The organism is Chryseobacterium sp. Y16C (assembly GCF_022488405.1).
Taxonomy (GTDB): Bacteria; Bacteroidota; Bacteroidia; order Flavobacteriales; family Weeksellaceae; genus Chryseobacterium; species Chryseobacterium geocarposphaerae.
Genome location: NZ_CP092711.1, coordinates 4,186,465 through 4,209,407, shown reverse-complemented (window position 1 = coordinate 4,209,407; position 22,943 = coordinate 4,186,465). Strand labels below are relative to the sequence as shown.

26 protein-coding genes and 1 tRNA gene are annotated in these 22,943 nt (G+C 34.0%); all 27 read right to left on the bottom strand.

The window, feature by feature from the left end; translation table 11 throughout:
- Window positions 1–88 precede the first annotated feature (88 nt).
- The 27 genes from MKS83_RS19125 to MKS83_RS18995 all read right to left on the bottom strand — a co-directional run bounded on the left by MKS83_RS19125 (window position 89) and on the right by MKS83_RS18995 (window position 22,737).
- Window positions 89–421: a DUF6660 family protein gene (locus MKS83_RS19125; protein ID WP_228409064.1), complete on the bottom strand. Its 333-nt coding sequence runs from the start codon at window positions 419–421 to the stop codon at window positions 89–91.
- A 273-nt stretch (window positions 422–694) separates the two neighbouring features.
- On the bottom strand, window positions 695–1,318 hold the full coding sequence (locus MKS83_RS19120; RefSeq protein ID WP_002981225.1) for a class I SAM-dependent methyltransferase: 624 nt from the start codon (window positions 1,316–1,318) through the stop codon (window positions 695–697).
- 29 nt (window positions 1,319–1,347) lie between these two features.
- Complete coding sequence (gene arsB / locus MKS83_RS19115) at window positions 1,348–2,391, bottom strand: ACR3 family arsenite efflux transporter (RefSeq protein ID WP_002981227.1); 1,044 nt, start codon at window positions 2,389–2,391, stop codon at window positions 1,348–1,350.
- A gap of 7 nt (window positions 2,392–2,398) precedes the next feature.
- On the bottom strand, window positions 2,399–2,731 hold the full coding sequence (locus MKS83_RS19110; RefSeq protein WP_081457775.1) for a glycine cleavage system protein H: 333 nt from the start codon (window positions 2,729–2,731) through the stop codon (window positions 2,399–2,401).
- Window positions 2,732–2,792: 61 nt separating this feature from the next.
- Complete coding sequence (locus MKS83_RS19105) at window positions 2,793–3,566, bottom strand: metallophosphoesterase family protein (RefSeq protein ID WP_002981231.1); 774 nt, start codon at window positions 3,564–3,566, stop codon at window positions 2,793–2,795.
- A 46-nt stretch (window positions 3,567–3,612) separates the two neighbouring features.
- Window positions 3,613–4,086, bottom strand: a complete 474-nt coding sequence (locus MKS83_RS19100; protein ID WP_002981233.1) for a DUF6428 family protein — start codon at window positions 4,084–4,086, stop codon at window positions 3,613–3,615.
- A gap of 118 nt (window positions 4,087–4,204) precedes the next feature.
- A complete protein-coding gene (locus MKS83_RS19095; RefSeq protein ID WP_002981234.1) occupies window positions 4,205–4,534 on the bottom strand; it encodes an ArsR/SmtB family transcription factor in 330 nt (109 codons plus the stop codon).
- Between the two features lie 715 nt (window positions 4,535–5,249).
- Window positions 5,250–6,473, bottom strand: coding sequence for a site-specific integrase (locus MKS83_RS19090; protein ID WP_002981237.1), 1,224 nt, complete (start codon window positions 6,471–6,473; stop codon window positions 5,250–5,252).
- A 247-nt stretch (window positions 6,474–6,720) separates the two neighbouring features.
- A tRNA-Asp gene (locus MKS83_RS19085) sits at window positions 6,721–6,794 on the bottom strand.
- 126 nt (window positions 6,795–6,920) lie between these two features.
- The gene (gene trxA, locus MKS83_RS19080) at window positions 6,921–7,238 is read right to left on the bottom strand and encodes a thioredoxin (RefSeq protein WP_100378006.1); all 318 of its coding nucleotides are present in this window, start codon (window positions 7,236–7,238) and stop codon (window positions 6,921–6,923) included.
- Window positions 7,239–7,324: 86 nt separating this feature from the next.
- Window positions 7,325–8,500, bottom strand: a complete 1,176-nt coding sequence (locus tag MKS83_RS19075) for a cysteine desulfurase family protein (RefSeq protein ID WP_240580927.1) — start codon at window positions 8,498–8,500, stop codon at window positions 7,325–7,327.
- Window positions 8,501–8,502: 2 nt separating this feature from the next.
- Window positions 8,503–8,970, bottom strand: coding sequence for a hypothetical protein (locus MKS83_RS19070; RefSeq protein ID WP_240580926.1), 468 nt, complete (start codon window positions 8,968–8,970; stop codon window positions 8,503–8,505).
- Between the two features lie 23 nt (window positions 8,971–8,993).
- A complete protein-coding gene (locus MKS83_RS19065; protein WP_240580925.1) occupies window positions 8,994–9,581 on the bottom strand; it encodes an HAD family hydrolase in 588 nt (195 codons plus the stop codon).
- Between the two features lie 6 nt (window positions 9,582–9,587).
- Complete coding sequence (locus MKS83_RS19060; protein WP_240580924.1) at window positions 9,588–10,313, bottom strand: SDR family NAD(P)-dependent oxidoreductase; 726 nt, start codon at window positions 10,311–10,313, stop codon at window positions 9,588–9,590.
- A gap of 94 nt (window positions 10,314–10,407) precedes the next feature.
- Entirely contained in the window at window positions 10,408–10,788 is a 381-nt protein-coding gene (locus MKS83_RS19055) for a GxxExxY protein (protein ID WP_240580923.1), read from the bottom strand.
- Between the two features lie 83 nt (window positions 10,789–10,871).
- A complete protein-coding gene (locus MKS83_RS19050; protein ID WP_240580922.1) occupies window positions 10,872–12,185 on the bottom strand; it encodes an FAD-binding oxidoreductase in 1,314 nt (437 codons plus the stop codon).
- Window positions 12,182–13,069 carry a decaprenyl-phosphate phosphoribosyltransferase gene (locus tag MKS83_RS19045; protein WP_100378012.1) on the bottom strand — a complete coding sequence of 296 codons (888 nt, stop codon included), beginning with the start codon at window positions 13,067–13,069 and terminating at the stop codon, window positions 12,182–12,184. Before MKS83_RS19045 ends, MKS83_RS19050 begins: the two co-directional genes overlap by 4 nt.
- A 110-nt stretch (window positions 13,070–13,179) precedes the next feature.
- Window positions 13,180–13,869 (bottom strand): OmpA family protein, encoded by a 690-nt coding sequence (locus MKS83_RS19040; RefSeq protein WP_100378013.1) that lies wholly within the window; start codon window positions 13,867–13,869, stop codon window positions 13,180–13,182.
- 21 nt (window positions 13,870–13,890) lie between these two features.
- Window positions 13,891–14,382 (bottom strand): hypothetical protein, encoded by a 492-nt coding sequence (locus MKS83_RS19035; RefSeq protein ID WP_240580921.1) that lies wholly within the window; start codon window positions 14,380–14,382, stop codon window positions 13,891–13,893.
- Window positions 14,383–14,505: 123 nt separating this feature from the next.
- Complete coding sequence (locus MKS83_RS19030; RefSeq protein ID WP_240580920.1) at window positions 14,506–16,182, bottom strand: S8 family serine peptidase; 1,677 nt, start codon at window positions 16,180–16,182, stop codon at window positions 14,506–14,508.
- A gap of 1 nt (window position 16,183) precedes the next feature.
- A complete protein-coding gene (locus MKS83_RS19025; protein ID WP_240580919.1) occupies window positions 16,184–16,807 on the bottom strand; it encodes a WbqC family protein in 624 nt (207 codons plus the stop codon).
- A gap of 54 nt (window positions 16,808–16,861) precedes the next feature.
- The gene (gene lepB, locus MKS83_RS19020) at window positions 16,862–18,523 is read right to left on the bottom strand and encodes a signal peptidase I (RefSeq protein ID WP_240580918.1); all 1,662 of its coding nucleotides are present in this window, start codon (window positions 18,521–18,523) and stop codon (window positions 16,862–16,864) included.
- Between the two features lie 112 nt (window positions 18,524–18,635).
- Complete coding sequence (dapB, locus tag MKS83_RS19015; RefSeq protein WP_240580917.1) at window positions 18,636–19,337, bottom strand: 4-hydroxy-tetrahydrodipicolinate reductase; 702 nt, start codon at window positions 19,335–19,337, stop codon at window positions 18,636–18,638.
- Window positions 19,338–19,387: 50 nt separating this feature from the next.
- Window positions 19,388–20,035, bottom strand: coding sequence for a DUF5683 domain-containing protein (locus MKS83_RS19010; protein ID WP_240580916.1), 648 nt, complete (start codon window positions 20,033–20,035; stop codon window positions 19,388–19,390).
- A complete protein-coding gene (locus MKS83_RS19005; RefSeq protein ID WP_240580915.1) occupies window positions 20,036–20,926 on the bottom strand; it encodes a ParB/RepB/Spo0J family partition protein in 891 nt (296 codons plus the stop codon). It lies immediately after the preceding gene.
- Window positions 20,927–20,956: 30 nt separating this feature from the next.
- Window positions 20,957–21,730: a ParA family protein gene (locus MKS83_RS19000; protein WP_100378020.1), complete on the bottom strand. Its 774-nt coding sequence runs from the start codon at window positions 21,728–21,730 to the stop codon at window positions 20,957–20,959.
- 164 nt (window positions 21,731–21,894) lie between these two features.
- The gene (locus MKS83_RS18995; RefSeq protein ID WP_240580914.1) at window positions 21,895–22,737 is read right to left on the bottom strand and encodes an energy transducer TonB; all 843 of its coding nucleotides are present in this window, start codon (window positions 22,735–22,737) and stop codon (window positions 21,895–21,897) included.
- Between the last annotated feature and the right edge of the window lie 206 nt (window positions 22,738–22,943).

Genomic DNA, 22,943 nt, shown 5'->3' with positions numbered 1-22,943 from the left:
AGATGAGCGGAAACACGATGCAATGATATTGCAAAGTTTCCACGACAAAATGATGAAAGACACACGTCTTACATTAAATCAATAAAAATTAAATTTTAGGGGGTTGCCAAATCTGGTCATACACCAAATGAGCAAAATCATTTTTTTGAAAATGAATTTTTTTTGAGAAATATTCGGTTACCTTTTGTGATAAAGGCATTAAAGGCTCTATTTTAGAAGATGCTACTGTTATCTGACAACAGTTACAGGTACATAATGGAGAACAAATATCTCCTTTGTCTTTAGAATGAGAATCTTCAGAATTGCTAATAGTACTGTAAGAATCTTTAGAATTATTTGGAGACTGCGCATGGATATCACTACAAGGCACTACGGCAAGCACCATGAAATAAATAATTAAAAAGAACTTAACTAATCTCACTTTACAAATATAAATATATTTTTCAAAGTTTAACTAAATATTCTAAAAACTTTTAAAATAAAAATTCTTGAAAAACAAAAACTTATTATTAATAAACTTTTTAAATTTCGCAACTATTAACAAACGACAATCAAATGTAGATTTTTCATCTGTTTTATTTTTGACTAATGATACTGTGAAGCTGTCTGTCTACTACATCAACAAACTAAAATGAATGGTGAAACTTTGATAAGATCTGCCATTTCATTTTTTTATCGATATTTTTATTCCAACTCATCTTTTTCTTCTAAAACTGCAAAACACAAAGTTCTGATTGGTATTAAAAGGTGTTCTGTGGTCTACGGTAAAGCATTCTATTTTATTGAAATGTTCCTTAAAGCGACTTTCCAATGAACTTTCAGAATACTGTTTGATTTCAATACCACTACATTTTATCGGACCTTGTTCTGAAAAGCTCCCGATTACCAAAATTCCTGTTGGTTTAATGTTCTGTTTAACCGTATCGATGTAGCTTTCAATTTCATTATCCTCTGTCAAAAAATGAAAAGCAGCCCTGTCGTGCCAAAAATCATATTGTTCTGTGGGTTTAAATGTACTGGCATCTTCAACTATCCATTTTACACGGTTTGACTTTTCGCCAAGTCGTTGCTTAGCTTTACTAAGTGCTGTCTCTGATATGTCTAAAACTGTAATGTCCTGATAACCCAAGTCAAGCAAGTGATCAACAAAAAAACTATCTCCTCCGCCAATATCAATTATTTTGGCCGTTTTTGATACATTGAATTCTTTAATAAATGCTAATGACGTTTCGGGTGTAGGCTGATACCAGCTTACTTCTTCCAAAGCTTTGGTATTGTATATTTTTTCCCAATGATTTTTTCTATCAGATAATGACATATCTCTTTAATTTTTTGTACTATTCAAATTTAACTCATTTTTTTTTTACTATCTCTCACGTTTAACCACAAACTTACCTTTACCAATAGTATCAAGACGGGAACTTCTACCAACGGTCCAATAACTCCCACAAATGCTTGTGGGGAATAGATACCGAAAATAGATATTGCTACTGCTATAGCCAATTCAAAATTGTTTCCTGTGGCTGTAAATGCGATGGATGCGTTTTTGTCGTAAGGAATTTTTAAGGCTTTATTGATAAAGAAACTAACGAAGAACATTAGTATAAAATAGATAATTAGTGGTATGGCTACTTTTATTACATCCATTGGTAACTCTAATATTTTATCGCCTTTCAAGCTGAACATTAATACTATGGTAAACAGTAAAGCATATAATGTAATGGGCGATATTTTGGGTACAAATTCCCTGTTATACCATTCTATCCCTTTTGATTTTACCAATGCATAACGGCTTATAAAACCCGCTAAGAATGGAATGCCTAAATATATCAATACGCTTATTGTAACATCTTTCATTGATACACTTACATTGAAATTTGCCAATCCTAATTTACTCGGTAACACATTAATAAATAACCAAACTAAGAAGCTATAAGAAAGCATCTGGAAGATACTATTTAATGCCACTAACATAGCTGTATATTCTCTGTTTGCTTTAGCTAAATCACTCCATACGATTACCATTGCGATACATCTTGCCAAACCTATCAGTATCAAGCCTGTCATATAATCGGGTTCATTTCGTAGAAACAAAACGGCTAATCCGAACATCAGCAAAGTACCGATAATCCAATTCAGAAACAACGATATGCCGATTACTTTTTTATCCTTAAATGCTTGGGGCAATAATGAGTAATCTACTTTTGCCAATGGTGGGTACATCATCAGTATCAGACCTATTGCCAAAGGAATGTTTGTGGTGCCGGCTGAAAGAGCATCCGTAATTTTTGAAATACCCGGAAAGAAATGTCCCAATCCTATACCAACTGCCATTGCAAGGAATATCCATAAGGTAAGGTAACGGTCAAGAAATTTTAGTTTTGGTTGCATAGCGTTGCTAATTTGTAAGTTCTTTATATTGGTTTGCTGTCAATAAGTTTTCTAATTCTGTAAGGTCTTTGATTTCAATTTTTATCAACCAACCATCTTTATATGGGTTGTCATTGATAAGTGTAGGTGCTTTCAATAGTAGGTCGATTGTTTCAATGATTTTACCCGATACGGGCATAAATAAATCCCTGACCGTTTTAACCGCTTCAACAGAGCCGAATACTTCATCCTGCTGAAAATTATATCCAACATTCGGTAAGTCTGCATTTACAATTTCGCCCAATTCACTTTGTGCAAATTCTGTGATGCCTATTGTACCAATATTCTCTTGTACTTTAATTCAAGTATGTTCTTTTGAATACTTTATATCGTTTGGAAGTTCCTTTTTATCATTTTTAGGATTAATAACCTCTTCTTAAATTTTCTGCGTATTCGTTTGGTAGTGGGCTTTCTTCAACTGCTTTTGCTGATTTTTCAATATCATAATCAAAGCGTATAAATTCTACACTGATACTATCTTTATCTAGTACTGAACTATCTTCATTGATTGTAAGCATCACGTAGCCACCTCTTACATCATTATCTTTAGGTTTACCTACCGAACCAATATTGATGGCGTGTCTGAAATGATTTTTTCCGTCAATACCAGAATTTAAAATACGGTGGTATGGCTTGTGTGTATGCCCGAAACACAAAATGTCCGCGTCCGCCTGTTCCATAATTCTGAGCATACTTTTTTCTTCTCTATCCTCAAATAAATATTCATTTATTTTTCTTGGACTTCCGTGTACTAATAATAAATTGAGCTTATCTTCATTCAATTGAAATTCTACTTTGATATGTGCAGGAAGTGTACGCAAATAGGCTCTTTCTTCATCTTTCATAATAGAGTTGGTAAATGAAATAGAGATTTTCCCATTATCTTTTTCCCCGTCTGTTTTGTACGCACATCCACAATCGTTGCTCATACGCCCGATGCCAAAATCATAATTTCCTGCAATGGTTGGTATTTTCCTTTTACGGATTTCGTTTACAACTTCATTTGCCCAAATATTATAACCTACCAAATCGCCTAAGCAATAAATACTGTCGGGGTTTCTTTTTTCTACATCTTCAAAGAATGCTTCTAAGGCAGGTAGATTGGCGTGAATGTCGCTGAATAATGCAATTTTCATTTTTATTGATTTTTATGTTTTGAATTTTGTTTTACTTATTAAGATATTAACAACAACCACCTCCTGGCGTACAAGCGTTTGAATTGTTTACAGATAATTCAGTCAAATTTTTCTTTTGTTTCTCTGAAGGAATGCCACAAGCATCCTGAGCCAAACACGCAGTCGTTTTATTTTTTAGTACAAATGTTTTCCCGTTAAACTCCAAATCGTACTTGCCAATTGTTCCGCTTTGATATTCTACTTCTATCTCAGCATCTTCCATTCCCAATTTTTCTTCAGATAACTTGATGATGTTTAATAGTTTGGTCGGCTTTAATCTATGCTCGTAATCATCTGCATTCCATAATTGAAAGTTGACCACTTTTTCATTTCTGATTGTTCCACCACAATCGATGAAATTCTTTGTAATTACACCCACTTCTGTAACGTGAAAGTGTTCTGGTACAAATATTCCGTTCTCTAATTGAAATTCAACATTATCTAATGTTGGTAAGATTTCTTTGATGTCTGATAGTTTCATAAATCTTCTATTTTATTATGATATTTTTCTATACTTTGGAATTCTATTTTTGATATACAAATTTAATCGATACATAATATTGCAATATAACGATATTAAGGAATGTAAAAAAATGCCTTTAACAGCATTGATTTACTTTTACTTCCTGTTCAAAGAATTGATTGAAATACTCTTGTATCTCTTTCCATTTCTTTTCTTCTATACAATAACAAACTGATTTTCCATCTATTGTACCCTGTATAATACCCATATATTTCAACTCTTTTAAATGCTGCGAGATTGTCGCTTGCGCCAAACCTAATTTATCCACCAAATCATTGCAAATGCAGGATTTTTGATTGATAATATATTGAAGTATAGCTACCCTTGCAGGATGTCCAAAAACTTTAAACAAAGAAGCTAATTTATTTTGTTCATCTGAAAACATATCTGATTTTGTAAGCCCCATACTTAATTATTTAATATCGCAATATTACGATATTAAATTTGAAATACAAAAAGATTTAATAGCTTTTTACAAATTATATTTAAAAAAGGTATCAGGATATAACTTCTATTTTTTATAAAATTATATTTTGAACTTGTTACCATCTTTGAGACAAAATCATACACATTATTAATAATTTTCTAAAATTTTTTCTTTACAACTTTTAAAGACAATCTTCTCGCATAAATCCAGTGATAAATGAATGTGAAGCTCTCATTCCTTTTGTTTCTAATTATTAGACACTAAGAAGGATGCTATATCTCTCACAACTTTACTTATAAATACAGGATATCTCTGGAAAAAAATGTTTTTCTTTCTGATCATTAAGCTGGATTTCTTTTTCAATAAAAAATACTCCGCTAACCTCACACAACTCCCTACAGGAAAAATATTAGGATGTTTTTTGCTAAATTCAAATCTTACGATCTCTCTTGGAAATCGAAAGATATATAAATAAAAAATATATGAAGATTATTAACAAAAGATGACTAGCAGCTTTTTTAGGATGTCGAACTTAAGTTTTGTCTTCTTCAAGACATTTTTGAAATCTTAACAGACAAATTTCAATATCTTTTTAAAAAAACTGTATCATTACTTTACAAGGCATATCAACTTCGAATATAGATCCTCTATACAACTATCTTTGTCTGATAATTTAATTATCTCAGAAATCTTTTTACATTCTTTTGTCAAGATATTTTTGTTTAAGTAACATCATGTCCTCACTAACTTTGCTATCTAATATCTTCGCATAATGCTGCGTAGTTTTAATACTTTTATGACCTAGCATTTTACTTACACTTTCAATAGAGACCCCGTTAGATAAAGTAACGGTTGTTGCAAAAGTGTGGCGTGCAATATGGTAAGTTAATTCCTTATTGATACCACACAGATCTGCAATTTCTTTCAAATAGGCATTCATCTTTTGATTACTAAGAATAGGCAGAAGTTTTCCACTATTAAGGCAAGCCGGATGATTTTTGTATTTTTTAATAATTTTCTCTGTTTGAGAAAGTATGGGAATATTAGAAGTAGTTTTAGTTTTCTGACGTTTGGTATAAATCCATTGAGAGCCATCAAGACCTAAATTGATATTTTGATATGTTAGTTTTTGGGTATCAATGTACGCCAGTCCGGTGAAACAGCTGAACAGAAAAATATCTCTAACCAAAGACAATCTCTCATTTGTAAAATCTTTGGTAAAAAGCACTTCAATTTCCTGTTCATTAAGAAACATTCTCGTCACTTCATTAAACTTAGAATGATAGTTCATAAAAGGGTCTCGCTCTATCCATCCATTCGCAAGACAAATACGAACAATCTTACCAAAATTCTTAATATACTTAACAGCAGAATTATTGTTGCAGGATCTCTCGGTTCTTAAAAAAAATTCAAAATCATTTAGAAAAGCATAATCAATCTTTTTAATTTCAATGTCGGTAATACTATATTTCCATTTCAAGAAATCTTTTGTATGTTTGAGACATGTTTTATAACGTGTCAATGTTCCTTGTGCAAATTCTTTTTCAATCAGTTTCTCCATTCGATCATTATGATCCTGAAAAATAGGAATGAGCATTCTGGTCAATTTACCTTTACCAACTAACTTATTTTTAAGAGTCTCACAAGTTACTGTTTCCTTATCTCTGATTAATTCGTGATAGGCATCATAAACTTTCTGCTCAAAAGTTTTCAAATAAAAATTAAGTGATCTAAATTCTTCAGAAGAGCCACTAACCTTCTGCATTGCAGAATTCCATTTTGAAGCCTTTACTGTACGTTTTGTGCTTATCTCGGATATCTTGCCATCAATTGTAATTCGTAAGTAAATAGGAGACTCTCCTAAAGAATTGATTTTAGCTTTTTTTACATAGAAAAGTAAATTGAATGTCTTGTTCATTTCGTAAAGGGTTTGAGATTTAAAATTAATCTTAGCAAAAACTTATCACAAGATATTCAGTTCCTGAACTAGCTACTGAACAGGGTTTGTTGAATTTTCAGTGACCTTTTTAAACCTATTTTAACAGGTCACTGAATAGGTCACTTTCAAATTGTGCTTTTTTAACTTTCTTTGAATAGACATAAAACGAAAAAAGCTTTAAAACATATGTTTTAAAGCTTTTTGCACTACTTTGATATTGTAGTTGCGATCCGGACGGGACTCGAACCCGCGACCTCCGCCGTGACAGGGCGGCATTCTAACCAGCTGAACTACCGGATCATTTTTCCTAAAGAACTTCGTTTCTTTTTTGTGATTGCAAAACTACAACTTTTTTCCTTACCAGCAAATTATTTTTAAAAAAAAGCCTCCCAAAAATGGAAGGCATTCATTATCAAACTTATTTTTTTACAAGTGTGCGCTTAATTTTTCAGCGATCACCTCTTTTGGTGCTACCCCAACCAATTTATCTACCACTTCACCGTTTTTGAAAATTAAAACAGTTGGGATATTTCTGATACCATATTGCATAGAAATTTCCTGGTTGTTGTCTACATCTACTTTTCCTACGATTGCTTTTCCATCAAAGTCAGTTGCTACTTCTTCAATGATTGGTCCCAATGTTCTGCACGGTCCGCACCATACAGCCCAAAAGTCTACTAATACCGGTTTGTCTGATTTCAAAACCGTTTCCTGAAATGAGCTATCTGTAATTTCTAAAGCCATTTTTGTTTCTTTTATTTTAATTAATATTATTTTTTCTTTTTCCGTTTAAATTGGATATTCAAAATTACGCTTTTTGAGCAATAGACCTATCTATGCTCAACATTTGTATTTTCTATAACGAAATCTTTAGAGATTTCTTTCAAAGCTGTTACCAGAGCGTCAATATCTTCTTTAGTGGTTAAATGGCTGAAAGAGATACGAAGCGGTGTGCAATGATCCATTTCGTCTTCTGATAATACCATCATCATTACCATTGAAGGTTTTGATGCTCCTGATGAACACGCACTTCCCTGAGAAATAGCAATTCCTTTCATATCCAGCTGAAGCCCAATTAAAGGGTTTTTATAAGGCAATAATGCACTTAAAACTGTATAAAGACTGTTTTCCTTCTCTGCACTTCTCCCGTTGAATTTAATCCCTGGAATTTCCGCTGTAAGTCTTTCTTCTGCATAGCTCTTTATTTCCTGCATATGGTTGGTATACGCTTCCATATTGTTTAAAGAAAGCTCTAAGGCTTTTCCTAAGCCAACGATTCCCGCAACATTTTCAGTTCCGGCTCTCAAACTTCTTTCCTGAGGCCCTCCTGTAATAATTCCTTTTAAACCACTTGATTTTCTGATAAAAGCAAAACCTACTCCTTTCGGACCATGGAATTTATGAGCACTACAAGATGCAAAATCAACCTGAATATCAGAGAAATCCAAATTCATATGAGCCATCGTCTGTACCGTATCTGAATGGAAAAGAGCGCTGTGAGCTTTACACAATTCTGCTACTTTTTTTATATCCAGTATGTTTCCGATCTCATTATTGGCATGCATTAAGGTAACCAATGTTTTTTTATCTGAAGCTTTTAAAAGCTCTTCCAATTTAGTAAGATCAATATCTCCTTTTTCGTTCGGACGGATATAGTTTACCTCCACCCCTTTTCTATTCTTCATATCCAGAACACTTTCAGACACACATTTGTGTTCCAACGGTGAACTGATGATTCTTTCTACTCCAAGATGCTCAACACTTGATTTAATAATCATGTTGTTAGATTCTGTTCCGCAAGAAGTAAAAATAATTTCAGCGGGAGTCACATGAAGATAATCAGCAACCTGCCTTCTTACATTTTCGATAAGAATTTTTGCTTCCTGTCCAAAACTGTGCGTAGAGGAAGGGTTTCCAAAATTCATTTTCATGGTAGCTACCATAGCATCGATCACTTCTTCAGAAAGAGGCGTAGTTGCAGCGTTATCAAGATATATTTTGTTCATTTCTATTTTGAAGATTTTATTTCTATAGCATTAAATTGATAATTGGAAGGCACTGTAAAAATCACGTAAGGATTAGAGATGACCTGTATTTCCATTCCTCCATGTTCTACATAAGGAACTTCTATATGTAAAACATTTTCTTTTACTGAGATCTTTTTAATTTCAGTAATTCTGTGATCTCCTGATCTGAACGTTCCCAGGTTATACAAAACCACCTTCTTATCTTTTGGAAACTTCGGAGCCTGCTCAGCAGATTCACTGCCATCGCCTATCACAACAACGGAATTTCCTTTAAGAGCCTTCTGAAATTCCTGTTCATTTTTAATGATGCTAAATTCTACTTTTCCTGTTCCACCTTGAGATTCGGAAGCTAGAATTTGAGGTTGTGTCTGCATGTCTGTAGTATTTTGGGAAGGTGTACTGGTACAGCCAATCACGATAGCCCAACATAGGATAAGCAGCTTTTTCATTTTTACACTTTTATGTGCCAAAATTAGTGAAAAAATTGGTAATGTCCTTCATTTGCCCATTTTAGCATCGGCTTATCGCCTGAGGTGTCACCAAAGGCTATTATTTTATCGTATTTTTTATGGTCGATTTCTTCTTTTATTCTTTCAAGCTTCTCTTGACCATTGCAATTTTTGCCAATAAAATTTCCAGTAAAAATTCCATTTTTAAACTCTGCACGGGTAGAAATCAGCTGCATTTGGAATGCATCGGCAAAAGGTTTTGCCCAAATATCCAATGAAGCTGTAACCAATAAACTTTGTGTATTATTTCTATCGATATTATTAATAAAATCCAAAGCATTTTCTCTTACAATTTTAGGGTAATGATGTTCAAAGAACTGCTTGGATTTTTTTTCAATTTTTTCCTGAGATTGCCCCTTTAAAATTGAGCCTATAAAACTTTTCTTCACCTTTTCAGTTTGGACAAGCCTTAGTTTTAACAGAATAAAAAGTGGCACATGTTTTAAAAATTGCATGTGGTATTTGGCAGGATTGTAAAACTTAAGATACATAAACATGGTATCTTTATAAGTAAGTGTTCCGTCAAAGTCAAAACAATACAATTTTTTCATATTCAGCTACAGCTTTAATTTTTTAAATATAAATTCAGGAATATTTCTAATGATCATCATAATAACGCCCCAAACCGGCAAAACGTATGCAATATTTTTTTGTTTTTTGAATGCTTTATAAATGCAGTCAGCTGCTTGTTTAGGACTAGCTGTCAATTTCGGGTTCAAAGGCAATCCTTCTGTCATCTTAGTGGCCATAAAACCTGGTTTTATTGTAATGACATGCACCCTCTTATCAAAAAGATAATTTCTCAAACCACTCAGATAAGCTGTAAATGCCGCTTTTGCACTTCCATAAATAAAATTACTCTGTCTTCCCCGGTCTCCTGCGACGGAAGAAAGTCCTATGATTGTTCCGGATCGTCTGTTTTCAAATTTGTGAGCAAAATAATTAATCACTGGAATCAACTTTGAATAGTTAATCTCTATAATTCTTTGTGTATTTTTATTGTCATACAACCCTTCTTCTGTTCCTTCGCCCAAGTATCCTATGGCACAAAATAATAAAGTTGAATTGATATTTTCAAATACATTATAATCGATTTCTTTCGTCAGATCTAATTCGATGATTTCAGACTGCTGTAGAAATTTCACATCAATATGTCTGGCAAATCGTTCCGTTGTCTCTTTATTTGAGGTGAAAAGATAAACTTTTTCAAATTTTTCACCCTCCTGCAATGCTTTTTCTACAAATGCCTGTGCAACTTCAGAAGTAGATCCTAATATTATCATTATTTATTTTAATTCTATTTAACGCAAAGTTCGCAATATTCTATTATTATATTTTTAATAAGTAGCGCAAAGACGTTTCACTCATCAAAGAATCTTATAACCCGTTTACAATTCTTCTTACTCCGTTTTTAAAAAGTGGTAAATTAAAATTAAGCAACATCCCTAGTTTATAATTTCCTAATCTTAAATAATTAAGTAATTGAGCTTCAAAAAACAAACTTTCTTTTTCGGTTGAAGCTTTTAATTCTACTATTACTTTTCCCTCAACTAGTAAATCTACTCGAAAAGCATCATTAACAAACAAGTTTTCATATTGTATTGGCAAACTTTTCTGTCTTTCAAAGTTTAATCCTGTGTTTTTAAGTTCATAAGCCAAACATTCTTCATATACTCTTTCATAAAGTCCAGTTCCTAGTTTTCTATGAATCTTCAAACCCGCTTCAAAAATAATTTTAGAAATTTCGTTTTCTGTCATTTTATGTTTTTTCTTTGATGAGTGAAACGTCTTAGCGAAACAGAAATATTTCTTTATTAATAAAACCTTTGCATTCCTTGCGTTTAACCATTAACAATTCTCTTATGCTGCAAAGACACAAATTTTGAATTCTGAATATTTCTGAGATAATTGGTCAGAGATGATTTGCTCATACTGTCTTTAGTAAGATAAATTCTGCCACCAAATTCCTGAACGATATCGTCCAGCTTTCCGATTAACATTTTAAGTTTTGAATTCACCCGGAAATCCAGTGCCAAAGTATAGCCTTCCATCGGAAAAGAGTTGTAAGCTTCCGGATTATTTTTCCCAAAAAGCTTCAAAACCGCCAGAAACGAACCGTTTCCACTTCTGGCAATGGTTTCAAGAATTTTTTTCATTCCTTCTTTTCCTTTTTCCTTAGGAATAACCATTTGATACTGAATGAATCCTGACTTACCGTAGATTTTATTCCAATCATTGACTACATCTAACGGATAAAAAAATGTTTCATAATCAACAATGTTTTTAACTTCTTTTTTTGTCTGTTTTTTAAAGTATAACAGATTAAAAATCTTAACCGTAAATTTATTTAGAACAAAACCGGGAAAATAAAAAGGAACAGTAGGTTCAAACTTTTTCTTTAACCGTAAAGGTTTTTCTTTTAAGTTTTGCGGAAGCTCATGCGGAAAAGCATGTTCACCTCGCATTAAAATGCTTTTTCCGATATTTTTCCCTGTCTGCAGACAGTCAATCCAGGCTACATTGTAAGTCCAGTTTTCACTTTCTTCAAATAATCTGAAGATCTCATCCAGATTGTCTGCTTTAATACTTTCCTGGCGGATATAAGCAGATTCTATATTTTTAAGTTTAAATTTAGCTGAAAGAATAATTCCTGTAAGTCCCATTCCTCCAATGGTTGCCCAAAATTTTTCTGAGTTTTCTTCTCTGGAACAGGTAATGATCTCCCCATTTTCAATCATTAATTTAAACTCTGTCACATATTCCGAAAAGCAACCTTCTGCATGATGATTCTTTCCATGAACATCGGATGCGATTGCTCCACCAACAGAAACGAATTTGGTTCCGGGAGTTACATATAAAAAATATCCCTGTGGAACTGAAATTTCCAATACTTCTGAAAGTAAAACTCCTGATTCGCATTCGATAATTCCATTCAGACGGTCAAAACTGATGAATTTATTTAATTTTTTTGTTGAAAAAATACTTTCTCCCAGTGATGCATCTCCATAGCATCTCCCGTTTCCTCTTGCTATTACTTCATTATGAGTCACGATAAAATCTTTGATTTTATCAAAACTATCGTCCGATTTCATCTCTTTTTCCACTACCGGAAAGTTTCCCCAGTTTGTAACCTTTTGTACGAAATTCGGCTTCATTTTTTAAAGTAAATTAGAATTAAAAATGCAGCAACCCACAATATTAAAGTTACCTGTATATATCTGTCTCTGTAAACAATTTTTGTAGGCGATTCTGTTCTGTTGTATACTAAAGTCTGCTGTAAATACCTTAGAAAAGCAAATACCACAAATATAACGGTATAAAACACTCCGGAATGCAATTTCATCTGAATCTGAGGCGATAATGTAAACATAAGATAGCATACAATAGCCAAAGCAATAGAAATGGATAATGCAATATCTGCAAACTGCACATTATACCCGTCCAAAGCTCTCCTCGTTTTTCCGGAAACCTGAGCATTGATAAGCTCTCCTCTTCGTTTCCCGATTGCCAATACCAAAGCCAATACAAAAGTCAATAAAATGGCCCATTGTGAAATCTCTATTCCCGTAATATATCCTCCTGCTAAAACCCTTAATACAAAACCAATAGCAATGATAAAAATATCTACAATGGGAACATGTTTCAGCTTAAGGGTATATGCCAAATTCATTGCAAGATAAGCCAGGATGATCAAGGCAAACTTCCATAGGATCTGATTAAAATACATTTGTGCAACAAATACCAGTAAAATATCTGTAATAAATATACCTACCAAAATTCCCAGTGCTTTACCCTTGGAAATTGCACCGCTTGCTAATGGACGTCTTCTTTTTTCCGGGTGTTTTTTATCGGCTTCAATATCATTATAATCGTTTAAAATATACACCGAACTGGCTGCCAAGGAGAAAATGATAAATGCAAAAATACTTTTAGTAAGTAAATCCAGATTCTGGATATTACCCGAAAAGAAAAGGGGAACAAATACAAACAGGTTTTTCACCCACTGCTCTACTCTAAGTAGCTTTAAATATTTCTTCATTTATGCTGTTTCAGTTACAAAAATAAAAATTTTAGAATTGATTGGTATAAAAATACAAAAAAACCGCTGAAGCGGTTTCTTTGTTACAACATTTATGTTTTAATTTTAAACTACTGCCCTTGTTGAGCGTCGTTGATCATTTTCTCATTTGCAGTAATTGCAAATTCCACTCTACGGTTTTTAGCTCTACCCTCTTCGGTATCGTTAGATGCAACCGGCATACTTTCACCTTCGCCTAAGGCAAATAGTCTGCTGGAAGCGATGCCTTTACTAGATAAATATGCTTTTACAGCATTAGCTCTTCTTTCAGAAAGTCTCATATTATAGTCATCAGCACCTTTACTGTCTGTATGACCATAGATATTAATATTGGTATCAGGATTGTTGATCAATACCTGAGCAAGTTTATCCAAATTAGTAATGGATGCCGGTTTTAGGTTAGAAGAATCAAAATCAAAGTTTACAATACTTTCGTTCAATGTAATTTTGATACCATCTCCTACTCTTTCTACTTCAGCTCCAGGTAAAGTTTCTTTAATTTCTCTGGCCTGCTTGTCCATTTTACTACCGATTACATTACCGGCAACACCACCAATCACACCTCCTAAAACAGCTCCTAATGCCGCGTTTTTACCTTTTCCGACATTATTTCCTAAAATACCTCCAATAATTGCTCCGGATGCAGCCCCTACTGCAGTACCTCTTTGCTGGTGATTAGAATTTTGTACAGCCTCACAGCTTGTTAGTAACAAAGCTGATGATAAAAAAAGAGCTCCGATATATGTTTTTGTAAATTTCATTTTTTTAATATTTAAGTTAAATTATTTCATTCCTGTTCTCTGGAAGTTGTACACAACCTTTACGTTTTCTCCGTCAAAAGGAATGTTTTGCTCTAGTGAGAATTGGTCTGTAGCCTGGTTAATCAATGTTAAAGTATATCCTGCTGTATTTTGCTTTGCTTTTGTTCCCTCAGCTATTTTCTTAAACTCAAAAGTGTTGCCGTTTTTTACATCAATCTTAATAGGCTGCGTAATTGCCGGGCAAGATCCACCACCATTTAAAGTATAAGCACCTGTCCAATTGTTTGGAATTAATCTCCAATGGCTTCCTACGAAGCATTGTGCGTCGGCTCCTTCATCAAAAGGTTTAATCTTGAACTGTTTATCATAATCGATGCTTACGATTTGCCAGTCACCTTTCATTTTAAGGAACTCTGATCTTTGGTTTTGTGATGTTTTTGCGTTGTTAACTGAGGAACAAGACACTGCAAAAAGTGATGTTCCCAACATCCCTGCAAGTAGTAACTTTTTCATTTTGTTGTTTATTATTTTGTTATAATAAAGTTACAAAAAACCGTGCCAAAATAACAAATAAAAACAAAAAAAGTCCGAAAATTTCGGACTTTATATCTATATACTGTTAAAAGCGAAGATAAGCTATTTTTTAACGGTCTTTTTTACAGATTTCGTAGCCTTTTTCACATCACCAGATTTACCGTTGTAAAAATGAGTATAAGCATATTCTGCCGCTTTTTTCACATCAATAACACCGCCTGCCTGAGAAAAATCTGCAAACCCTTCTGTTGTGTTAGGATTACTGGATTTAACTAGAGATTCAATAATCTGAGCCGGAGTAAGAGTTGGCATATATGCCAGTAAAACAGCTGCTGCACCTGCTACAACAGGAGAAGCCATTGAAGTTCCCTGTAAGTATTTGTACTCGTTGTGAGGTACTGTAGAATAAATCTCGTCACCCGGGGCAAAAACATTTACCATTTTTTTGTTGTAGTTAGAGAAACCAGCTCTTAAAGCATCATTCTTATTGGTACTTGCTCCTACTACAATTACATTATTTACAAACGGTTTTTCATCTGTAACATTTTTAAAATTGGTAGGATATGCTAGATGTTCAGCAACGTCTTCATTTTCGTTACCTGCAGCTTTTACTAAAAGCACTCCTTTATCCTGAGCATATTTAAAAGCATCCCAAACTACAGTTTTACCCGGAGAAACCGGTTTACCAAAACTCATATTTAAAACTTTAGCTCCGTTATCAACCGCATATCTGATAGCATTTGCCACATCTTTATCTCTTTCATCCCCGTTCGGAACTGTTCTTACCGACATAATTTTTGCTACTTTAGAAGCTACCCCGTACTGGATTTCCTTTCCTTGTGGAAGTCCTGCAATAATACCTGCAACGTGAGTTCCGTGCATTGCATCCGGACCTTCATAATGATTATTTCCGTAGTTTTTCTCAGAATAATCATCATAATTGTCTCCTACTATTTCTTTTCTGGGATCGTAAGATAGATCGTATTGTTTTGCCTGAGGACCAAAATAATCAAGAGCTTCTTTCATCTGATCTTTCATTATTTTCTCAAATTCAGCTGGAGTTTTTCCTTGGAATTCAGGACTTGCAGCTACCTGCTTCAATACCTGAAGAATCATAGCCTCTTTCTGATCAGTTGTTTTAATGGCGGCAACATTTTCCGGAGTAACGTTTTTCCCTCCCAACAATTTTACCATTGAAGGAATGGCTTCGTTAATCATTGTATACGTCTGGTAACCTTGCTTTGCTTCAAGACTTTTTTTAGAGAAAAGATCTTTAGCCTTCATATACATTTCAAAATCTTCAGGCATTTTAGCTTGATTCGCTTTGTTTTTTGCAGAATCATCACCTTCAAAGATTGGCTTGTATTTCGCAACCACTCTCGTCACTTCCATATTGTCGATATCAATATCGCCGTTTTTCCCACCAATAAAGTTCCATCCGTGAACATCATCAATATATCCGTTTCCGTCATCATCTTTTCCGTTATTTGGAACTTCATTCGGGTTAGACCAGATGTTTTTTACCAACCCCGGATGGTCCACCTGTACTCCACTGTCTAAAACCCCTACAACAACTGTTTTAGGTTTTAATCCTTTAGATTCTAAATATTTGTAAGCATTCTCTGTGTTTACTCCATATACTTTGGCAGAAGAAAAATCTTTATGATACCAAGTCATTAAATCTTTATCTTCTTTTGGATCAACATTACCTTTAGCCTCCTGAGCGTAAGTAAAACTAAAACCTGCTAAAAAAACAGCAGCTAATAATATCTTTTTCATTTTAGTATGATTGTTTAATATTTCTTATATAAGTCAAAGATTCAGGTCCTTTGTTACAAATAAGGTCTAAAATTGACAAATCCTGTATAAAACCCAGTTTATCCGAAAACGTCTGATAATATTCATCCATTTCAAATGCTGAAGGTTGTTTTGCTGAAAATTTTTCTCTTAAATTGATCTCTTCAGGATTTTTGATATACTCTGTATTCAAAGAATATGCCTTTTCTGTTTTTAGGATCTGTTGTACAATCTCCAAAGCTTTTAAATTAAAGTCTAAAAGGTTCTTTTCTTTCAGATCAAATATTTTCTTTAGCTTATCTTCATAAAATTCGAAATAAGGAGAACTCTGATAAGCTGTTTTAATAGATTTCCAATGAAGGGCTCTCCAATCTTCCCTGTAAGAGATTTCAATATCTTTCAATTCCCTCTTTCCGTTATGATTGATCGGGATAATTAAAGACAATTTTCCGTTTGCCCCGAAAATATTCGCTCTGTTTCTATAGGTCTGCTTGGGAAAATTCTCAAACTGTTCAAATACGATTTCATTTTCAGGATTTAAAAATACTGAGAACCAGGAAATAGGTGGTAAATAAAATACCGGTAATAATACATTCGTCATATTCATAATGCAAAAATGGAGTATTTTTTCAAATACTCCATTTTTTTCTGTTTTATTTCGTTATAAATTTTCTTCTTTTTTATCCTTTCTGAATAGTTTTACAAAGTATTCCCAACCGAAGAACAGGATAAGAATCATTGCTGCAATCCACCAATATGAAGTTTTATTGGCCTCTCCCGTGTTGGTTGCTTTGAACATTCTGTCCCAACGGATTTTTTTAGGAGCCTGATACGTTGAACTTGCATCAGAAAAGACTCCCTGAACACTCATCCATGTAAACATTGGTTTTCCTACAATATTTTCTTCAGGAACGAAACCAAAGAATCTGGCATCTAATGAAGCATCCCTGTTGTCTCCGATCATCATATAATAATCCTGTTTGATGGTATATGAAGTTGCAGGTTGACCGTTGATGAAAATCTGATTATCTCTTTCTACTAAGCTATTGTGTTCATATTCAGAAATAATCCATCTGTATGTTGGAAGTGTTTCTTTATTAATTGCCACTACATCTCCTTTTTTAGGAATTTTTAAAGGACCGTACCAATCCTGATTCCAAGGTTTATTGATCGGGAAGATGGATTGAGTGGTATCAATACTTTTAGTATAAGCAGATCTGTCCGCATTTAATTTATATGAAACCGTAGCAGAATCTTTAGGGAAAATACTTTCCTCCATACTTACCACATTTGGTAAAGTTTTTATTTCCGCAGCCGTCTTATCTGTTAATCCCTGAAATGCATATATAAATCCTTTTTCAGTCTGTATTTCTCTTACCGGTAAAAATCCGTAAGTATTATATAAAGAAGGAATATCTAATTGAGATCCTGCATTTACAGTGTAAGCATGCTGAACTTCCTGATCTCCTAAAACCGTTTCAGGTTTTCCGTTTACAAAAAGTCTACCTCCTCTCATTTCAAAAGTATCTCCGGCAACAGCTACACATCTTTTTACATAAGGATCTTTTCTATCAATTGCCGTGTGTACAGAATCCTGAGGATAGTTGAATACTACCACATCATTTCTCTGAGGTTTATTAAATTGTAAAATTCTCTCATAAGGAAGCTTTACTGCATCCACATAAGATTTTGGGTCATCTTTAGGATTTCCTTTTTCTCCGGTGTCCATAATGGTTCCCTGTAAGAAAGGAATCGCAACCGGACGCATCGGAAGCCTGTATCCATAGCTCCATTTGTTTACGAAAAGGAAGTCACCTACTAAAAGTGTTCTTTCCATAGATCCTGTAGGAATTCCGAATGGCTGGGTAACAAAAACATGGATAATAGTAGCAAAAACTACCGCAAAAGTAATAGACCCTACAAAAGTGTCTTTTTTCTTTGTGCTTTTTTCTTCGTCTGTTAAGAATAGGTCATTTGTACTTTCATCTTCTACTTCCGCATCTTTAGAATAGTTGACACTTGCCATATAAATGAACGGAAGAATAACGGTAAGAAGCTGATGCTGGAAAAGGGTTTTTCCAAATTTCTTCATTAAATAAATGTGAAAAACAGACATCATAATAGGCCCTACAATGGGCAAATAGGATAAAACCGCCCACCATTTCGGATGTTTTGTTTCTTTTAAAATAATGAAATAATTATAGAAAGGGATAAAAGCAAATAGCGGACTATATCCCATTTTCTTAAACAGTTTCCATGTGGAAATCCCCATCAATACAGATAAGATGAGAACATAAACTGTGTACGTTAAAAAGTAATTCATAAAATTCTTGTGCCTAATCTATAATATAAGTAATCTGTAATGAGCAACGGGTTATTTTATCATTGATCATGTACTACTAATTAGTTTACAATGTAAGGATTTTGTTACAAAATTAAAGACCTAAAACGTCTTTCATTTCAAAATTTCCTTTTTTATCTTTAATCCATTCCGCAGCGACTACAGCTCCCAATGCAAAACCATTTCTGTTGAAAGCAGTATGCTTGATCTCAATTTCATCCACTTCGCTTCTGTAAAAAACGCTGTGAGTTCCGGGAACCTCATCTTCACGAATGGCAAAAATACCTAACTGATTATCCTTCGTTTCATCCAATTTCCAGGCATCAAACTTTTTATTGTGTTTGAAAATACCTTCAGCAATCGAAATTGCAGTTCCGCTTGGTGCATCTTTTTTATGAATATGATGAATCTCTTCCAACTGGCAAGAATACTCATCTACATTCTTCATCAAATCAGCCAACTTTTCGTTTAAAGCAAAAAATAAATTTACTCCCAAACTGAAATTGGAACCGTATAAAAATGCGGTATTATTTTCAAGAGAGATTTTTTCGATTTCAGATCTTTTTTCCAGCCATCCTGTTGTACCGCAGATTACCGGAATGTTATTTTCAAGGCATGCTTTTACATTTTCAAAAGCCACTTCGGGAAGTGAAAATTCAATAACAACATCGGGATGATTAAGATTTTCAGCAGTTGGAGTTTCTTTTAGGCGGGCAACAACTTCATGACCTCTTTTCTGAGCAATTTCATCGATGATTTTACCCATTTTACCATATCCAACTAATGCTATTCTCATATGCTTTTATTATTTTAATTATACAGAAATTAGAAATCATGTATAATGTATTAAAATCTATAACTTAAACTCAGCCCCGTTTTAGGAGGGGTAATTCCATATTGATCCTGAATGACTGCCGGTGCAAAAGACAGATCCGGATCGTGACGGCTTTCATAAAGGTGAGAGTCTACCACTGCATCAACAATATTCAGAATATAAATCAGTCCTGTAATGGCAATAGCGTAATCTCTTTGCCTTTTTGCCCTGTCCTGTGAATTTGCTAAAGCAGTTTTATCCAGGAAAGGCCTGTCCTCAAAAAATTCATTGGGTCTGCCATTTAATTTATCCAGATAATATTGTCGGTATCTTTTATACTGATTATCGTTCCAGATCGCGATTCCGACCCCGGTTCCTACAGCTCCCCATACAATAGGAATTTTCCAGTATTTTTTATTATAAAACTGGCCTAATCCGGGTAGGACAGCAGAATATAACCCCGCCCTGGTAGGATTTAACTTCATTGTTTTTCTGGTAGGTCCGTTTGCTTTCTCCAAATCTTCCACAATTTTGGATTCAGATTTAAGAGGTTTTTTAGGCTGTGCTACGGGTTTTTCTTCACTCACAACAGAATCCACCTTAATGGTATCATTAGGTATTACTTGTGAGTAAGCCACTGCAAACAGACACAGAAAAAATGTGAAAAATATTTTCTTCATTTATTTTATATGGGATAAAATATATTCCAGTTCGTCTTCATTTTTGAAATCCAGAACCAGCTTACCTTTTTTACCATTTCCGGAGGTCTTAATCTCCACTTTTACATCTAATATATCAGATATTGTTTTTTGAACTCTTTTATAGTTATTAGAAAGTTCTGCTTTTGCTTTTTTGGCAGCAGGTGATTTCGGATTTTTCAGCGCTGTAGCCGCCTGTTCAGCCTGACGAACGTTCAACTTTTCTTTGATAATTAAATCAAATAAGATCTGCTGATGTTCTTCACTTTCCAAACTGATAATAGCCCTACCGTGTCCAGCTGAAATCTCTCCGCTTCTGATTGCGTTCTGAATATCCGGACTTAATCTTAACAATCTTATTGAGTTAGTAATGGTACTTCTGTCTTTTCCCACTCTTTGGCTAAGATTTTCCTGCGTTAAACCAATTTCTTCTAAAAGCCTGTGATAAGTAAGCGCAATTTCAATGGCGTCCAGATCTTCTCTCTGAATATTTTCAACAAGAGCCATTTCCAGAAGCTCCTGATCATTCACCAGACGAATATAGGCAGGAATACTGGTAAGACCGGCAATTTTACTTGCTCTGAAACGTCTTTCCCCTGAGATAATTTCGAATCTTTCTCCGTCTTTTCTTAAAGTAACAGGCTGAATAACCCCTAAATTTTTAATAGACTGAGCAAGTTCATTTAAGGCTTTTTCATCAAAATAAGTTCTTGGCTGGGTCGGGTTCGGATAAATATCTTCTAGGGATACTTCTACAATATTCCCCACAAATTTATCTGCTCCCGCATCGGTAGCAGAATTAATTGTCGCTTTGGATTCAGCACTCAAAATAGCACCTAAACCACGTCCCATCGCTCTTTTTTTATCCTTCATATTTGCTTTTAGCTTTTTGGCTATTTGCTTTTAATTCTTTACTAATTTTTCGTTCTTCAGTAAAACTTCTTCCGCCAGCTGAATGTACTGAACCGCTCCTTTACTTTCTGCATCATAGTTCAAGATACTCTCGCCAAAACTCGGAGCTTCACTCAATCTTACGTTTCTGCTGATAATGGTTTCAAATACCATTTCAGGGAAGTGAGAGTTTACTTCTTCCACCACCTGGTTAGACAGTCTCAATCTGCTGTCGTACATCGTTAAAAGAAGTCCTTCGATATCTAAATCTTTATTATGGATTTTCTGAACATTTTTAATGGTGTTCAATAATTTCCCCAACCCTTCCAATGCAAAGTACTCACACTGAATCGGAATAATTACAGAATCCGCTGCTGTAAGCGCATTCACGGTGATAAGACCTAAACTCGGAGCGCAATCGATAATGATATAATCGTAGTCATTTCTAACGCTTTCTAATGCTTTTTTCAGCATATATTCACGGTTGTCTTTGTCTACCAGCTCAATTTCAGCTGCTACCAGGTCGATATGAGAGGGTACAATATCAAGATTCGGAGTTGCCGTCTGCTTGATACAGCTTCTTGTATCCACACTATGCTCCAATAAGTTGTAAGTAGAATACTGAACATCATCAACCCCCAATCCTGAGGTAGCATTCGCCTGAGGATCAGCGTCAATAATTAATATTTTCTTTTCCAATACCCCTAATGCTGCTGCTAAATTCACTGCGGTTGTAGTCTTTCCAACACCTCCTTTTTGATTAGCGATACCTATGATTTTTGCCATTCTTAGAACTTTAAGATTCAAAAATACACTTTTTTCTTTGCTCTAGGCGAGTCACAAAATCAAAAATAGAGTTAAAATATTGTTAATAAGACTTTTAGCAATAAAAAAAATTATCCACAAAAAAAATTCTTTGTGGATAAGTGTTATGATTTGTTTTCAGTTGATTAATTATCAAACTTCATGGATATCGGAAATCTAAAATAGCTTCTTACAAATTCTCCTTGTTTATTTTTTGCTGGCGTCCATTTGCCTTTAATATATTTTATTGTTCTTATTGCCTCATTGTTAAAATCAGTATCTGAACCATTAGCTTTAATTCCTGAGATCGTACCATCTTTTTCTACAATAAATGTGATTGTTGTTCTCATGACATCATCAGAAGCAAATCCAGAACCATCAAAATTACTCATTACTTTATTTCTAAATGCATCAACGCCTCCTACAAAACTAGCTTCTTGAGCTAAATCTTTAGAATCTACAATTTTATTTGGATCTTCCTTAGGCTCAACTTTCGGAACAACATGTTCTTTAGAAGTACCATTGACATTTGTCGGAGGTGCAATTGGTATATACGTTGGCGTTGTAATTTCTTTTCCTTCTGATGTTTGGGTACTTGCCACTGCATTCAAATTATCTTTCGGACTATCTTTTTTCTCATTAGTTACTATTGCTTTAGGCTCTGGTACAGTCTTATCAATTGTTTTTACTTTTTCAGGAGCTACTTGCGGCTTTACCTGAACAGGCGGATCTTTTTCTGGGGTTTCAACTATTTTAATAATTCTTGGATCATTATAACCATGATCCTGTATAACAACATCTGATTTAAATGCATTAATCACAAATGGCGTAATAGAAACAGCCGCTAATAAACTCACACCTACAAAAAGTGCTTTTGTTAATATTCTGTCTGATTCATTTCTTAAAACATAGGCGCCGTACTCCTTATTACGGTGCTCAAATAAAACTTCATTAAAACGAAATTCTTGATTTTGGTGTAGGTGTTTCATCACTAAAAATTTAAACTGTTAAAAAAATAAATTATCAGTTTTCCAAATACTGACAATTAAACACCAAACGTCTATCAAAATATTTGCCAAAAATTTATCAATATTTTACAAAAACAAAACAAACGATAAAATATTTAAAATTTAACTATATCATAAATATATTCAGCAGTTCATATAAAAACAAAAAATCCCGCTTAAAGCGGGAC